General features: G+C 63.6%; 12 protein-coding genes. 6 read left to right on the plus strand and 6 right to left on the minus strand.

Annotated features, from left to right (window positions below; all coding sequences use genetic code 11):
- The first annotated feature begins 44 nt into the window (after window positions 1-44).
- The 3 genes from pncB to FNJ47_RS07690 are packed head-to-tail and all read left to right on the plus strand — an operon-like array spanning window position 45 to window position 3,475.
- A complete protein-coding gene (gene pncB / locus FNJ47_RS07680; RefSeq protein ID WP_163152236.1) occupies window positions 45-1,349 on the plus strand; it encodes a nicotinate phosphoribosyltransferase in 1,305 nt (434 codons plus the stop codon).
- A 45-nt stretch (window positions 1,350-1,394) separates the two neighbouring features.
- The gene (locus FNJ47_RS07685) at window positions 1,395-2,690 is read left to right on the plus strand and encodes an O-acetylhomoserine aminocarboxypropyltransferase (protein ID WP_163152238.1); all 1,296 of its coding nucleotides are present in this window, start codon (window positions 1,395-1,397) and stop codon (window positions 2,688-2,690) included.
- Window positions 2,691-2,695: 5 nt separating this feature from the next.
- Window positions 2,696-3,475: an alpha/beta fold hydrolase gene (locus tag FNJ47_RS07690; RefSeq protein WP_163152240.1), complete on the plus strand. Its 780-nt coding sequence runs from the start codon at window positions 2,696-2,698 to the stop codon at window positions 3,473-3,475.
- 992 nt (window positions 3,476-4,467) lie between these two features.
- On the opposite strand, the gene FNJ47_RS07695 is transcribed toward FNJ47_RS07690, so the two are convergent.
- A complete protein-coding gene (locus FNJ47_RS07695) occupies window positions 4,468-5,868 on the minus strand; it encodes a DASS family sodium-coupled anion symporter (protein ID WP_163152242.1) in 1,401 nt (466 codons plus the stop codon).
- Window positions 5,865-6,452, minus strand: coding sequence for a hypothetical protein (locus FNJ47_RS07700; protein ID WP_163152244.1), 588 nt, complete (start codon window positions 6,450-6,452; stop codon window positions 5,865-5,867). The genes FNJ47_RS07695 and FNJ47_RS07700 overlap by 4 nt, the downstream gene beginning before the upstream one ends.
- Window positions 6,453-6,626: 174 nt before the next feature.
- Between FNJ47_RS07700 and FNJ47_RS07705 the strand changes: the two genes are divergently transcribed.
- Window positions 6,627-7,283, plus strand: a complete 657-nt coding sequence (locus tag FNJ47_RS07705) for a VIT1/CCC1 transporter family protein (protein ID WP_163152246.1) — start codon at window positions 6,627-6,629, stop codon at window positions 7,281-7,283.
- Window positions 7,284-7,352: 69 nt separating this feature from the next.
- Entirely contained in the window at window positions 7,353-8,219 is an 867-nt protein-coding gene (locus tag FNJ47_RS07710) for a TorF family putative porin (RefSeq protein ID WP_163152248.1), read from the plus strand.
- Between the two features lie 166 nt (window positions 8,220-8,385).
- Here the strand turns inward: FNJ47_RS07710 and FNJ47_RS07715 are convergent, their stop codons facing one another.
- From FNJ47_RS07715 to FNJ47_RS07730, 4 genes are all read right to left on the minus strand, one after another.
- A complete protein-coding gene (locus tag FNJ47_RS07715) occupies window positions 8,386-9,408 on the minus strand; it encodes a S1C family serine protease (protein ID WP_163152250.1) in 1,023 nt (340 codons plus the stop codon).
- A gap of 71 nt (window positions 9,409-9,479) precedes the next feature.
- Window positions 9,480-9,929, minus strand: coding sequence for a hypothetical protein (locus FNJ47_RS07720; protein ID WP_163152253.1), 450 nt, complete (start codon window positions 9,927-9,929; stop codon window positions 9,480-9,482).
- 19 nt (window positions 9,930-9,948) lie between these two features.
- Window positions 9,949-11,550: a GMC family oxidoreductase gene (locus FNJ47_RS07725; protein WP_163152254.1), complete on the minus strand. Its 1,602-nt coding sequence runs from the start codon at window positions 11,548-11,550 to the stop codon at window positions 9,949-9,951.
- A 122-nt stretch (window positions 11,551-11,672) separates the two neighbouring features.
- Window positions 11,673-12,896: a cytochrome P450 gene (locus FNJ47_RS07730; protein WP_163152256.1), complete on the minus strand. Its 1,224-nt coding sequence runs from the start codon at window positions 12,894-12,896 to the stop codon at window positions 11,673-11,675.
- A 234-nt stretch (window positions 12,897-13,130) separates the two neighbouring features.
- Between FNJ47_RS07730 and FNJ47_RS07735 the strand changes: the two genes are divergently transcribed.
- Window positions 13,131-14,765 carry an NAD(P)-binding domain-containing protein gene (locus FNJ47_RS07735; protein WP_163152258.1) on the plus strand — a complete coding sequence of 545 codons (1,635 nt, stop codon included), beginning with the start codon at window positions 13,131-13,133 and terminating at the stop codon, window positions 14,763-14,765.
- Window positions 14,766-15,131: the final 366 nt, after the last annotated feature.

Below are 15,131 nucleotides of genomic sequence, written 5' to 3' on the forward strand. Positions count from 1 at the left end.
GATACCCACTGGGCGGGCGCCACGGGGCAGGCTAAGGTTCCCGCATGACCGTGACAGATATCGCGACCCGGACCTACAACCACGGCTGGCGGCTCGACCCGATCGTGCGCAGCCTGCTGGACACCGATTTCTACAAGCTGTTGATGCAGCAGATGATCCGGGAAAGCTATCCGGACACGCGCACCACCTTTTCGGTGATCAACCGCTCGACCCATATCCGGCTCGCCGAGGTCATTGACGAGGGCGAGCTGCGCGCCCAGCTCGACCACGCCCGCACCATCCGCTTCAGCAAGAAGGAACTGATCTGGCTCGCCGGTAACACGTTCTACGGCAAGACCCAGATGTTCTCGCCGGATTTCATCAACTGGCTCTCGACCTTCCGCCTGCCCGAATACGAGCTGCACAAGGTCGACGGCCAGTATGAGCTGCATTTCCACGGGCCGTGGACCCACACCACGATGTGGGAGATCCCGGCGCTCGCGATCCTCAACGAGCTGCGCTCGCGCGCGGCGACCAAGGCTTACGGCCGCTTCGCGCTCGATGTGCTCTACGCCCGCGCCAAGGCCAAGCTGTGGGCCAAGGTCGAGCGGCTACGCAAGCTGGACGGATTGCGGCTATCCGATTTCGGCACACGGCGCCGCCACGGCTTCCTCTGGCAACGCTGGTGCGTCGAGGCGGTGAAGGAAGGTCTCGGCCCCTCCTTCACCGGAACGTCGAACGTGCTGCTCGCGATGGACAACGACCTCGAGGCGATCGGCACCAACGCGCACGAACTGCCGATGGTGGCCGCCGCGCTCGCCAACGACGACCAGGAGCTGCGCTGGGCACCCTATCGCATCCTCGACCAATGGCGCCACGCCTATGGCGGCAACCTGCTGATCGCGCTGCCCGACGCGTTCGGCACCAAGCCATTCCTGCGCGACGCGCCCGACTGGGTCGCCGACTGGACCGGCTTTCGTCCCGACAGCGCGCCGCCGATCACCGCCGGCGAAGACATCATCAAATGGTGGAAGCAGAAGGGCCGCGATCCCAAGGAGAAGCTTTTGGTATTCTCCGACGCGATGGATGTCGGCTCGATCGAGGACACATTCCACCACTTCAAGGGACGCGTGCGCGTCAGCTTCGGCTGGGGCACCAACCTCACCAACGACTTCGTCGGCTGCGCGCCCGACGGCACCGCCGCGCTCGATCCGATCTCGATCGTCTGCAAGGTGACGTCGGTCGACGGTCGACCGGCCGTGAAGCTCTCCGATAATCCGGAGAAGGCGACCGGCATCCCATCCGAGGTCGAGCGCTATTTGCGCGTGTTCGGCAATGTCGGCCGTGTTCGCACCGCAGTTCACGTCTAGATCTTCGGACTCAACCTTTTCATCGACTGACCTGACGAGTTTCGCATGCCCGCACCCAAGCCGCCTGCCTTCGAAACCCTGAGCCTGCACGCCGGCCAGCGTCCCGATCCCACAACCGGCGCGCGCGCGGTTCCGATCTACCAGACCACGTCCTACGTGTTCCAGGACGCCGACCACGCCGCGGCGCTGTTCAACCTCGAACGCGCCGGCCACATCTACACGCGCATCTCCAATCCGACGACCGCGGTGCTGGAAGAACGGATCGCCGCGCTTGAATGCGGCGTCGGCGCGATCTGCACCGCCAGCGGCATGGCCGCGATGCATCTTGCGATCGCAACGCTGCTCAATGCCGGCGACCATATCGTCGCCTCCGCCTCGCTCTATGGCGGCACCATCAATTTGCTCGCGCATACGCTGCCGCGGTTCGGCATCACCACGACCTTCGTCAAGCCGCGCGCGCTCGACGAATTCCGTGCCGCGATCAAGCCGAACACCCGCCTCGTGATCGGCGAGACCATCGGCAATCCCGGCCTCGAGGTGCTAGACATCCCGGCCGTAGCGCAGATCGCGCATGATGCGAAGATTCCGCTCCTGATCGACAATACGTTCGCGACACCCTATCTCAGCCAGCCGATCGAGCTCGGCGCCGACATCACGATGAACTCGGCGACCAAGTGGTTGGGCGGCCACGGCATCGCGATCGGTGGCGTCATCGTCGACGGTGGCCGGTTCGACTGGCGCGCCTCCGGCAAATTCCCGCAGCTTACCGAGCCCTATGCCGGCTATCACGGCATCGTCTTCGACGAGCAGTTCGGCAAGGCCGCCTTCATCATGCGCGGCCGCACCGAAGGCCTGCGCGATTTCGGCGCCTGCCTGTCGCCGACCAACGCGTTCCAGCTGTTGCAAGGCATCGAGACGCTCGGCGTCCGCATGGATCGCCACATCAGCAACACCCATGCGGTGCTGGAGGCGCTCGCCGCGAACAAGGCGGTCGACTGGGTGCTGCATCCGTCGCTGGAGACGCATCCGGACTACGCGCTGGCGAAGAAGCTGCTGCCGCGCGGCGCCGGCTCGATCATCAGCTTCGGCATCAAGGGCGGCCGCGCCGCCGGCAAGAAGTTCATCGAGTCCCTGAAGCTGATCAGCCATCTCGCCAATGTCGGCGATGCCAAGACGCTGGTGATCCATCCTGCCAGCACCACGCATCAACAGATGGATGCCGAGCAGCTCAAGGCCGCAGGGATCGGCGAGGAGCTGGTGCGGCTGTCGGTCGGCATCGAAACCGCTGACGATATCATCGACGATCTCGGCCAGGCGCTGCGCGCCTCGCAAAGGACTTGAGCGCCATGCAGCTTTCCGTCAACGGATCAGACACCTTCATCGCCACCGGCGGCAAGCCGTTCGACCCATCGCTGCCCGCTGTGGTGATGATCCACGGCGCCGGCTTCGATTCCTCGACCTGGGCGCTGCACAGCCGCTGGTTCGCCCATCACGGCTATTCCGTGCTGGCACCTGATCTGCCCGGCCATGGCCGCTCCGCCGGCAAGCCGCTCGCAACGATTGCCGAGATGGCCGACTGGATCGCGGCGCTGATCACCGCCGCCGGTGCAGCCAAGGCCCGGCTGATCGGCCATTCGATGGGCTCGCTGATCGCGATCGAGACCTCGGCGCGGCATCCCGACAAGGTCTCCGGGCTCGCGCTGATCGGCACCGCCGCGACCATGACGGTCGGCCCTGATCTCCTGAAGGCCGCCGAAGCCAATGACGTCGCCGCGATCGACATGGTCTCGATCTGGGGCCTCGGCTTCAAGGCCGAGCTTGGCGGCAGCCTCGCGCCGGGCCTGTGGATGCACCAGGGCGCGCAGCGTGTGCTGCAGGAGGCAAAGCCCGGTGTGCTGTACAACGACCTCAACGCCTGCAACGCCTATCAGAACGGGTTGACCGCCGCCGCCGCGGTCAAGGTGCCCGCGACCTTCGTCCTCGGCGAGCGCGACATGATGACCCCGGCCAAGGCGGGAAAGGCTCTTGCCGCCGCGACGCCGAACGCGCGCGTCGTGATGCTGCCGGGCGCCGGCCACATGATGATGGTCGAGCAGCCCGACGAGCTGCTGGCGGCGCTGCTGTAGCAGCGTACGCCGGCTCCGCTTCCCGCCATCCCAAAATATCGAAAACAACCCCATGCAAAGGAGCAGACCGGCCGCCGTCACTCGGACAAGCAACTTGACACGTCGGGCAACTCAGCGATATCTTCTATTATTCCGAATTTTTGCGACAAGTCCGAGAGCGGCCTGACGCGGAGATTCACGCCAGCCAAGGGCGAATGAGCTTGCTTTGAGTCCTTTTGCACTCTCAGGCGAGGAGGCCGATGCATGATGAAGATGGTGACTGTCGCATGCGCTCTCGGAGCGGCCCTGGTGCTGTGTACCCTCGGGACGTCCGGTGCTGAAGCCCGGGCGCGCAAGGCACAGATCGTTCATGAACGAACGAGGGTCGTGATCCCGACGCCCGTGATAACGCCGACCCCGTGGGATTATTACATCGTTCCACGATATCGCTATCGCCCTGAAGACGACCGGGTCGATCCATATGGGCCGCCCCTAGTGTCGTCTTGGGACCTCTATGAGGGGTGGCGGTGGCCATACTGGTAGTGAAAAGCGATCACGCCAAACAGATCGCATTCCGGGAAAAGTGGTGATCGTTCCCTGACGGACGCGGCGGTAGCGGCTTCAGGCCAACAGCGAGCGTAGCCCGGATGAGCGAAGCGACATACGGGGGCCGGCAGTAGATCGCGACATCAATCCCGCATATCGCTTCGCTCATCCGGGCTACTTGCTGGCCACATGATGATGGTCGAGCAGCCCGACGAGTTGCTGGCGGCGCTGCAGTAGGGCTACCGCAAACTTGTCCTTCCCTTCTCCCCTTGTGGGAGAAGGTGGCGCGCAGCGCCGGATGAGGGGTTCTCTCCGCAGATGAGTTCGTGGAAAGAGACCCCTCACCCCGCTTCGCTGCGCGAAGCGACCCTCTCCCACAGGGGAAGAGGGTGCATCTCGCGCGGAAAAATTCGTGCTTACTGCTTCGCCGGCTTCCTTCCGATCGGATGGATCTCGATCACGCGCAGTCACGTGACCAGCAGGATCCAGGGAGTTCCGATTACAAGGAACACGACGAGAAAGAGGAGCGTCACAAGCAGGCCAAGCCGATAGAGCTCCGGTTGTGTGAGGTAACCGCTGCTTACGAAGATGACGTTCTGGCTGCCACCTTGGGGCGTAATGACCGAGAAGTAACTGCTTGCAAACAGCAGAGCAAACGCCATCAACGGTGCGGGCACGCCTCCTCTGATGCCGACGTCAACAAAGACGCCGAGCAAAGCCAGCACCTGTGAAGTCTGACTGACAAACATGTAGTGAATTAGCACATACAGTGCGACCAGTATGACGTAGGTCATCTGCCACGAAAGGCCGACTATGTAGGACGCCAGCCGCTGGCCGACGTAACCCATAAACCCGAGTTCGTTGAGTTGCCCGCTCAAGGCAAACAGCACGGCAAGCCACAGAAACGTTTCGAGGGCCTCTCCGTGTTCTGCAATGTCTCTCAATCCTATGACATTTGACATGAGCAGCATACCGAGGCCAGCGAAAGCGACGCTGGTCGAATTCAGCTGCAACGAATCGCCAAATACCCAACCCAGGATCATGAATGCGAAGATTCCGGCCGTGATCCATTCATCGCGCTTGAGCGGACCAAGCGCCGCAAGCTCCTTCCGGGCAGCAACGGGTGCGTCGGGTGTTTGCCCAATCCCTGGCGGGAAAATGCGCGCCACAAGCCAGGGAAGCAGCAAGAGCGCAATCAGTGCAGGCACTGCGGCCACGACCAGCCACTTGCCGAAGCCGATTTCTACCCCGAACCCCTTGACTATCTGGACCCCTAGCGGGTTGGCCGAGGTGGCGGTCATCCAAAGCGCAGACGAAACCGACAAGCTCGCCATCCCGCAGAACATGAGATAGCCGCCCAGTCTACGACCCTCGGGCTCCTCCGGTCGCGAACCGGACCCGCTGGCGACCGACAGCACTATCGGGAACAGAACACCACCTCGCGCCGTGTTGCTGGGAAAACCCGGAGCAATGATGGCGTCCGTTATGACGATACTGTAGGCAAGCCCAAGAGACGATTTGCCGAACAGACCGACCATGAACAGGCTGATCCGCCGCCCCAAGCCCGACTTCACCACGGCCAGTGCGACCAGGAAGGCAATCACGACCAGCAACACACTGGCGTTGGCGAAACCCGCAAAGGCCTTCGCCGGCGAAATGGTGCCGGTCAGGACCACCGCCGCGACAGCGAGCAGCGCGGATGGGAGCAACGGAAAAGAGCCGATCAGGACCGATGCGATCGCCGATGCAAACACGGCGAACAGGTGCCAGGCGGGCGGGGTCAATCCAGCCGGAACGGGTGTCAGCCAGATGCCGATCGCCAGCATGAACGGCAACGCCGGCTTCAGGAATGTGAGGGGGCGTTTCATGGCTTGGACGTTCCTGCGCCGGGCTCATCCGGCGTTGACAGAAATCGGACTTTGCCGCTGAGCCCCATCGACTGGCCCTGCACGACACCGTCTTCGTTTTCCAGAAGAAAGCGCCAGGAGAATTCGTAGGTGCCCGTCGCACCCTTGTACCGACCGCTGCCGCCCACAAATGTCCCGACGATGCGATTGCCTGCCGAGGTGGTTTCGCCGCGAAGCTCGCTATAGACGTGATTGTCTGTGTCATCCGTCCAGACAGCCCGTCCTGTCAGGCCGGTAGCGCTGTCGTTGAGTACGACGGCCTCGGCGCGGAAGCCCAGCGCAGGACGTGAGGACCCGTAGAGCATGAGTGATCCACTGTAATCGGCAACCGAAGCTCGCCGATCGCCACCGAGCCCGATGTCGCGGCGGCTGCCTGCCGCGGTCCACGTTCCGCTGAACTCGTGCCACCCGGAATCTTCAGAGGCAGCTTGTACCGGCGACACAGCACCAACTCCGGCAAGTATCAGCGCGACGAAAAGAAGAAATGATCTTTGCCAGCCATCGCTCCGGAGCCACCGTGCAGCGCGGAAGCTGCCGCCGCTCATCATCAGACATCCGCACCAGAGCGCAGCGAAAGGAAACATATTTCGCCTCCGCGTATACTTAGAGCCGGATACCTGCACGGAATTGAAATGCCGCCTTGACATGGATCAATCGATGTCAGGCGCAGAGTGCGCAGCCCTTATGGGGAGCCGAGATGGCCAACGGGAGATGATTTCATGTCAGACGCCTCAGCGCCTCGACACGTACTGGATCCGATGGAACGAATCTCGGAGACCTTATTCGGCCTGATCATGGCCCTTACCTTCATCTGCTCGCTGAGTATCGCATCGGGCGCTGGCATCAACATTCGTACGATGCTGATGGGAGCGCTAGGCTGCAATCTGGCCTGGGGTATTGTTGACGGCGGTCTTTATCTTCTGGCTCGGATCAATGACCGGGGAGACAAGGCTTTGACGCTCCGCGCAATCAGGCAGGCGCCCGATCCCGAAACTGCGCAGCGCATCATCTCGGATGCATTGCCGCCCCAATTGGCGGCGATCCTGCCTCTGGACCAATTGGAAGTGCTCCGGAAAACTTTGCAGCAATTGCCTGAGCCGTTCCTTGATCCAGGGCTGACGAAGCGCGACTGGACGGGAGCGCTGGGGCTTTGCTTGTTGAGTTTCCTTTCGACCTTGCCGCTGACAATTCCGTCCGTGCTGCTGCGCGACCCCAGATTGGCCTTGCATGTGACCTACGTTGTCGCCATCGTGATGCTGTTCTGCTGCGGTTACGTATTTGGACTACGTAGCGGGTTGCGGCCCTGGATGGCAGGGCTTTCGATGGTGGCTGTGGGGTGTGCACTGGTTGGCGTCGCGGTAGCTCTTGGAGGGTAAGCGACAGTGCGGCAGCGAAAAGACGCAACAAGTGGTCGCTCGATCACAGGGTTGGTCGCGCTATGGCTTGTGATTTCGATCAGCGATTTCGCTTACGCCCAAGCCCCCAGCCCAGCCGGAGCGATCGGCCTCGGCAATCGCGGTTGGTCGGCGGCCGACACCAACCACGCAACGCCTGCGAACGAGCTGGAATTCAGCGCCCGCGCGGGACTTGCGTCCGATTACATCTATCGCGGCGTTACCTTGTCCGATCATGGGCCTGCGGTCGGTGCCGCCCTGGAAGCAAGATGGGGCCAGCTATACGCCGGCACAACGGTCGCCACCGTCAACCTGCCGACACAACCAGCCGCCGAATTCACCTATGCCGCCGGTTTCCGTCCGACATTCGCAACCATCGATTTCGATTTTGGCGTGACCTATTTCGCTTATCCCGGAGAACGGCTTCCCGGCGAGACCAACGGAATCAATTATTGGGAGACGGTCATCCGCGGCGACCGAAAGATCAGCGAGCAAGTCCGCCTCGCCGCAGGCTACGCCTATTCGCCGAATGTCTCGAACACCGGGGCCTGGAGCCAATATGTGGCAGCTGGCGTCGGCTATGATGTGCCGAGCCAATTGCTGCCGCACGACGTAACCATATCCTTCACGACCGCTGCCGGCTATTCCTGGTTCGGCAATCAAAGCCAGCAACTCGGTGGATTCCCCTTGCCTTCCTATCTCAATTGGCAGGCAGGCGTGACCTTCACCCACAAGGCGTTCAACTTCGACCTGCGCTACTACGACACCAATCTGACGAAGGAAAACTGCTTTGTCTTTACAGGCGATCCAAATGCGCGGCCAGGCGGCCGCGTGAACCTCGCGACCAACCCGGATGGCCTGACCTCGAACTGGTGCGGCGCGGCGTTTGTTGCCAAGGTCTGGTTTGCTCTGAACTAGGCAGGAACTCTGGGACTTGGTGTTGTTGCTGGGCCACCCGGCCCACTTGCCGAGTTGCGAATGAGGGGTATCTACCCGTGGAGACAGACCCCTCACCTCGTTTCGCTGCGCGAAGCGACCCTCCCACAGGGGAGAGGGTGCATCTCGTACGCCGACAAATTCGCCCTCACTGCTTCGCCGGCTTCCTACCGATCGGATGGATGTCGATCGCGCGCAGGCGGCCGAGGCGGAGCACGTCCATCGATAGCGTCCGGTCGATCCGGCTGTGATCGAGCGCGCGGATCAGATCGTCGACGCCGTTGATCTCGATGCCGTCGAGCCTGATCACGACGTCGCCCGGCAACAAACTCGCGCGCGCGGCCGGGCTGTCCGGCTCGATCTGCATCAAGAGCGCACCCATCTTGTTCTCGACGCCGGCCAGCACCGCATGGCGCCGCGGCACCGGCGCGGTCTGGCCGGCGACGCCGATATAGGCGCGACGGACATAGCCGTGGCGGATGATCTCCGACAGCACGAATTGCGCGGTGTTGCTGGCGACCGCAAAGCAGATGCCCTGCGCGCCGTTGATGATCGCGGTGTTGATGCCGATCACCTCGCCCTTCGACGACACCAGCGGCCCGCCGGAATTGCCGGGATTGAGCGCGGCATCGGTCTGGATCACGTCCTCGATGGTCCGCCCGCTGACCGAGCGGATCGAGCGGCCGAGCGCCGACACCACGCCGGCGGTCACCGTCGATTCGAACCCGAGCGGATTGCCGATCGCGACCACGAGCTGGCCGCGCCGCAAGGTCTTGGAGTTGCCGAGCGAGGCATAGGCCAGATCGCGCGCGCCATCGGCCCGCAACAAGGCGAGATCGGTGTCGGGATCGACGCCGAGCACATGCGCTTCGGTGACGAAGCCCTCGGTGTCGCGCAACCGGATCTCCTTCGACGATCCGACCACATGGCTGTTGGTCAGCACGAAGCCGTCGGGCGAGATCACGATGCCCGAGCCGAGCCCGCCGCGCTCGCGCGCGTTACGCACCTTCGGCCCGGTTTCGACCCGGACCACGGCCGAGCCGACGCGGTCGGTCACGTCGATCACGGCATTGGAATAGGCATCCAGCAAGGCCCGATCATCTAGCCGGGCAGCATCGGCCGTCGCCGCTGACGGCGTGTCAGCAGCGGTATCTGAGGTAAAATCCAGCATGGCGAGAGTCCTTTGGTCCCCTCAAATGGTGACCGGCTCCCGTCGCCGCAAGTAGTTACCTGCCCGGTCGGCTAGGGCACTCGCCGCAGCGTGCCGCCGCGCGCCTTGACCGGATCGAGCAGCGACCAGTCGCCGTCCGGCAGCACATGGCCCTTCGGGAACGGCGCGCGCAGCTCGAGCCCGAGCGAGCGCAGCACGCGGTCGTCGCGGTAGTAGCATTGCAGCACCACGCGGACGAGCGTCGCCGCGGCGGCGCCGCCACGGCTGCGAAACTCCTGCGCCACGGCATCGCGCCCGGCATCGTCGAGCTCGGCGAGCGGCTTGCCGGCGAGATCAGCCAGATGATCCAGTGCCTGCGCGACCAGCGCGGTGTCGCGGCCCAGCGTTGCCAGCATATCGGCCTGGATCGCGGCATCGTCCGCACCCGGCACCTTGTACTCGTCACTGGCGGGAACGATCATCGCGGCGACGGTGCGGAGATCGGCGCGCTGGGCTGCGGTCAGTTGTTTTGCATCGGACATGTCGGTTCTCTGGACGGTCTCAGTCGAACAGATTGGCGAGACGCTGCTTCATCTGGTCGGCGATGTAGAGCGCGAGGGCCTGGATGGTGGAGGTCGGGTTCACGCCACCGGAGGTGACGAAGATGCTGCCGTCGACGATGAAGAGGTTCTTGACGTCGTGCGAGCGGCCCCATTCGTTGACCACGGAGCGCGCCGGATCGGTGCCCATCCGCGCGGTGCCGAGCAGATGCCAGCCGCCCCAGGGAATCGGATCGTTGATGCAGATGTCGGTGGCGCCGGCGGCCTCGAGGATCTCCCGGCCGCGCGCCAGGCCATGGTCCATCATCTTCCGGCTGTTCGCGCTGATCGTGTAGTCGATCTTCGGCGCCGGGATGCCGTGGCTGTCCTTCAGCACGGGATCGAGCGTGACGCGGTTATGCTCCTCCGGCAGATCCTCGCAGATCGCCGACACCGCAAGACGATGACCGTTGAGCTTGCGGAACACGCGGTGATGATCCCTGCCCCAGGGCAGGATGCCTTTCTGCTCGCTCGCGACCGCCTCGAACACCGGCCCGGCGCCACGGCCGAACTGGATGCCGTAACCGCGGACGAAGCCGCGCGACAGATCCGTGTCGTAGAACTCCTTGCTCCACAGGCAGGTCGGCGGCGCGCGGTTCGAGTCGGTCGGCTCCTTCACGAAGCCGTAGACCTGCGCGTAGGGGTGGAACATCAGGTTCTTGCCGACCAGGCCGGACGAGTTGGCAAGGCCGTTCGGGAATTTTCCCGACACCGAGTTGAGCAGCAGCCGCGGCGTGCCGACGCCGTTGCAGGCGATGATGACGACCTCGGCCGGCTGGAATTGCTCGACGCCGTCCTTGTCGTAGTAGACGACGCCGGAGGCCATGCCGTCCTTGTTGGTCAGGATCTCGCGCACCCGGCAATGGGTTCTGAGCTCGACCCCGGCGCGGATCGCGTGCGGCCAATAGGTGATGTCGGTCGAGGCCTTGGCGCCCTGCGCGCAGGCCGGCGTGCAGTGGCCGAGATTGATGCAGCGCGCCCTGCCCTCGTAGTCCATCGTCGCAACCGTCGTGTCCGACGGCCACCAGTGCCAGCCGAGCTTGTTCATCGCCGTGCCGATCAAGGGCCCGGACAGGCCGAGCGGCTGCTGCGGCATCGGCGGATGGCTGAGCGGCGACAGCGGATCGCCCGACAGGCCCGAGACGCCCATCATGCGATCGTTCTCCTCGAAGAACGGCGTCAGCGCATCGTAATCGATCGGCCAGTCGTCGGCGACGCCGTCGAGCGTCTTCACCTTGAAGTCGGAGGGATGCAGCCGCGGCCAGTGCGCGGTGTACATCACCGTCGAGCCGCCGACCGCGTTGAAGTTGACCACCTTGATCGGCGAATTGTCGTCGTTGATCGGGTAGTCCTCAGGCCGCTTGCGGATGTTCGGGCTGGACGACCACTCGCCGTAGAATTTCGCCTCCCAGTCGCGCCCGGTGCTCGGATATTCGGCAGGATTCATCCAGCCGCCCTGATCGAGGCAGAGGATATGCATCTTGGTATCGGCGAGGCTCCAGGCCACTGCAGCGCCGGAGGCGCCGGCGCCGATGATCAGGACGTCAACGGGATCGTTCTTCATTCTTGTTCCTTAGTAGCCCCCTTCGTCATTGCGAGCGAAGCGAAGCAATCCACTCCTACCACAGGCGGCGAGATGGATTGCTTCGTCGCTTCGCTCCTCGCAATGACGCCAGGCGATGCAGCTCAATTGACGATTCTCACCGGCAAGCTTCGTATACCGCGGATGAAATTGGAATAGAGCCTTTGCGGCGGGCCCATCAGCTCAAAACGCAGATCGCGCGCCAGAACCTCCTCCCAGAGGATGCGGAGTTGCTGCTCGGCGAGGCGGTCGCCGACGCAGCGATGGATGCCGGCGCCGAAGGCGAGGTGCTGACGCGGCTTGGCGCGATCGATGATGAATTCATCGGCCCGCTCGATCTTGTCCTCGTCGCGATTGCCGGAGATGTACCACATCACCACCTTGTCGCCCTTGCGGATCTGCCGCCCGGCGAGCTCGACATCATTGCGCGCGGTGCGGCGCATGTGCAGCACCGGCGTGTGGTAACGGATAGTCTCGGACACCAGGTTCGGGATCAATTCGCGTCGGGCGCGGAGCAGCTCGAATTGCGCGGGGTTCTCGCACAGCGCCATCAGCCCCGCCGACATCGAATTCCGCGTGGTGTCGTTGCCGCCGACGATCAGCAGCCCGATGGTGCCGATGAACTCGCGCGGCTCCAGATTCCGCGTCGCCTCCGAATGCGCCAGCATCGAGATCAGGTCGAAGGTGGGCGGCGCATCGACCCGCGCGTCCCATAGCTTGCGGAAATATTCTCCCATCTTGACCAGCTCAGTGGTGCGCTCAGCTTCCGAGTGCACAACCGCGTCGGGGGACTCGACGTTGGCGATCGCGACATCCGACCACCAGGTCAGCTTGGCGCGATCTTCCGCGGGAAAATCGAACAGCGTTGCCAACATCATGTTGGTGAGGTCGACCGAGACCCGCTCGGCCCAGTCGAAGGTCTCGTTGCGCGGCAGCGCATCGAGCACGGTGGCCGTGCGCTGGCGGATCAAAGCCTCCAAATTGGCGAGGTTCGACGGCGCGACGATCGGTGCCACCGTGCGGCGCTGCGCGGTATGCCCCGGGGGATCAATGCGGATGAAGCTCTGACGTTCCTGCCCCTTCGGGTACTCCGCGATCTGGATACCGCCAAGCTCGGAGGCCGAGGAATAGTTCTGGTGATCCAGCTCGACGGCAAAGATGTCGTCGTAGCGCGTCACCGACCAGTAAGGGCCGTAGGCCGACGTCTCGCAATAATGCACGGGATCGTCGCGGCGGAGTTGCGCGAACAGCGGCCGCCAAATGTCGTCCTGGTAAAGCCGGGGATTGCTGACATCGATCGATGTCGGCCTGCGCAGCGCCTCTCCCATCGCCTCACTCCCGCTGGTTCCGTCGCCGCTTGGCGGGCGATCGTCTTGTCGGGTCGACGATAGCGGGTATCCCGCGGCCGAGTAAAGCCGCGACGCCGACAGTCCGCCGCGCGGAATGCGCGCAGGCGGGCAAACCCGGCAAATCGCGATAGCTGCCACGCGCTTCGATGTTTGTCGGCAACAACAAGACCGGTTAGCCTTGCCGGCAATCAACCGATCAGGGAGCAGCGACAGGTGGCCGCATCGCGCCAGGACAACAGCGCCCAGACGGCTGCGCTGGACTACGACGTCATCATCATCGGCGCCGGCCTGTCCGGCATGTACCAGCTCTACCGGCTGCGCGAGCTCGGCCTGAATGCGCGGGTGTTCGAGGCCGGTACCGGTGTGGGGGGCACCTGGTACTGGAATCGGTATCCCGGCGCGCGCTTCGATTCCGAAAGCTATTCCTACGGCTACTCGTTCTCGAAGGAGTTGTTGCAGGAATGGGAATGGTCGGAGCATTTCGCCGGCCAGCCCGAGACCCTGCGCTACTGCAACTACGTCGCCGACAAATTCGACCTGCGCCGCGACATCCAGTTCGAGAGCCGCGTCACGTCGGCGATCTACCAGGACGAGACGCGGAGCTGGCAGATCGCGCTGGAGAGCGGCGCGCGCCACTCATGCCGCTTCCTGATCACCGCGATCGGGCCGCTGTCGACACCGACCCTGCCGCGCATCGCGGGCATCGACGATTTCAAGGGGCAGTCGTTTCACACCGCGCGCTGGCCGAAGGAGAAGGTGGATTTCACCGGCAAGCGCGTCGCCGTGATCGGCACCGGCGCCACCGGCATCCAGACCATCCAGACCATCGCCGGCGAGGTCGGCCATCTCACCGTGTTCCAGCGCACCGCCAACTGGGCAGCGCCATTGCACAACGGCAGGATCGACGCGGAGACGCAAGGCAGGATCAAGGCCGGTTATCCCGAGATCTTCGCGCGCTGCAAGGAGACGTTTGCATGTTTCGTGCATACGCCCGACCCGCGCGGCGCGTTCGAGGTCAGCGACGAGGTGCGCGAGGCGTTCTACGAGAAGCTCTATGGCGAACGCGGCTTCGGCATCTGGCAGGGCAATTTCAGGGATATCCTGATCGACCGCAAGGCGAATGCGACGATCAGCGATTTCGTCGCGCGCAAGATCCGCGAGCGCGTCAGGGATCCCAAGGTCGCGGAGATGCTGATCCCGACAAACCACGGTTTCGGCACGCGGCGGCTGCCGCTCGAGACCTTCTATTACGAGGTCTACAACCGCGACAATGTCGAGCTGGTCGATCTCAAGGCGACGCCGATCGAGCGGATCACGCCCGAAGGCATCCGGACGACCGAGAAGGACTACGCCTTCGACATCATCATCTACGCCACCGGCTTCGACGCCATCACCGGCAGCTTCGACATGATCGATATCCGCGGCGCACACGGCGCGCGGCTGAAAGAGAAGTGGACGCACGGCCCCGAGACCTATCTCGGGCTGATGGTCGACGGCTTCCCCAACATGATGATGCTGATGGGCCCGCACACTGCGCTCGGCAACATCCCGCGCAGCATCGAATACAGCGTCGACTGGGTCACCGGCCTGATCCGCTTCGCGCATGACAAAGGCCTGACCTTCCTCGACGCCACGCCCGAGGGCACCGCGGATTGGACCGATCATGTCAAGGCGCTCGGCGTCGGCCTGCTCTCCAACGAAGTCGATTCCTGGATGACCGGCATTAACCGCAATGTCGAAGGCAAGCAGACGCGCATCGTCGCCCGCTACAGCGGCAGCGCGCCGGCGTATCGCGAGCGATGCGATGCGGTGGCAGCGGGGGGTTATGCGGAGTTGCGGCTGGGCTAAGGTCGGCGCTGCTCTTTCGATGACGCGGGACGCCTCCCCCATCCACCGCCGTCGTCCCGGCGAAGGCCGGGACCCACAACCACAGGGTTGCGTCGTTGAAGTGAGCTGTGGCCCCAGCGTCGTGCAACAATGACCATCGGTGGTGATGGGTCCCAGGTCGCGCTGCGCTTGCCCGGGACGACACCCTATCTATGTCACGGTCTGTTGAGCGCGTGTAAGGGGCGCACCGGCGGAAAGGTTCCCTCTCCCCTTGCGGGAGAGGGTGGGGAGAGGGGTGGCCCCAGGCGAGTTGACTGATAAGGGCAACGTCCTCGCAAAGTTTCGCTGTGCCGTGACCAATACGGAGAGAACTCGTCGTGCGGTACC

Source organism: Bradyrhizobium uaiense (assembly GCF_010811875.1).
In the GTDB taxonomy this organism is placed as follows: Bacteria; Pseudomonadota; Alphaproteobacteria; order Rhizobiales; family Xanthobacteraceae; genus Bradyrhizobium; species Bradyrhizobium uaiense.

Excerpts from the sequence above, each read along its gene's own strand:
- pncB (WP_163152236.1), top strand. The coding sequence starts at position 45 with ATGACCGTGACAGATATCGCGACCCGGACCTACAACCACGGCTGGCGG.
- FNJ47_RS07685 (WP_163152238.1), top strand. The coding sequence starts at position 1,395 with ATGCCCGCACCCAAGCCGCCTGCCTTCGAAACCCTGAGCCTGCACGCC.
- FNJ47_RS07690 (WP_163152240.1), top strand. The coding sequence starts at position 2,696 with ATGCAGCTTTCCGTCAACGGATCAGACACCTTCATCGCCACCGGCGGC.
- FNJ47_RS07695 (WP_163152242.1), bottom strand. The coding sequence starts at position 5,868 with ATGAAACGCCCCCTCACATTCCTGAAGCCGGCGTTGCCGTTCATGCTG.
- FNJ47_RS07700 (WP_163152244.1), bottom strand. The coding sequence starts at position 6,452 with ATGAGCGGCGGCAGCTTCCGCGCTGCACGGTGGCTCCGGAGCGATGGC.
- FNJ47_RS07705 (WP_163152246.1), top strand. The coding sequence starts at position 6,627 with ATGTCAGACGCCTCAGCGCCTCGACACGTACTGGATCCGATGGAACGA.
- FNJ47_RS07715 (WP_163152250.1), bottom strand. The coding sequence starts at position 9,408 with ATGCTGGATTTTACCTCAGATACCGCTGCTGACACGCCGTCAGCGGCG.
- FNJ47_RS07720 (WP_163152253.1), bottom strand. The coding sequence starts at position 9,929 with ATGTCCGATGCAAAACAACTGACCGCAGCCCAGCGCGCCGATCTCCGC.
- FNJ47_RS07725 (WP_163152254.1), bottom strand. The coding sequence starts at position 11,550 with ATGAAGAACGATCCCGTTGACGTCCTGATCATCGGCGCCGGCGCCTCC.
- FNJ47_RS07730 (WP_163152256.1), bottom strand. The coding sequence starts at position 12,896 with ATGGGAGAGGCGCTGCGCAGGCCGACATCGATCGATGTCAGCAATCCC.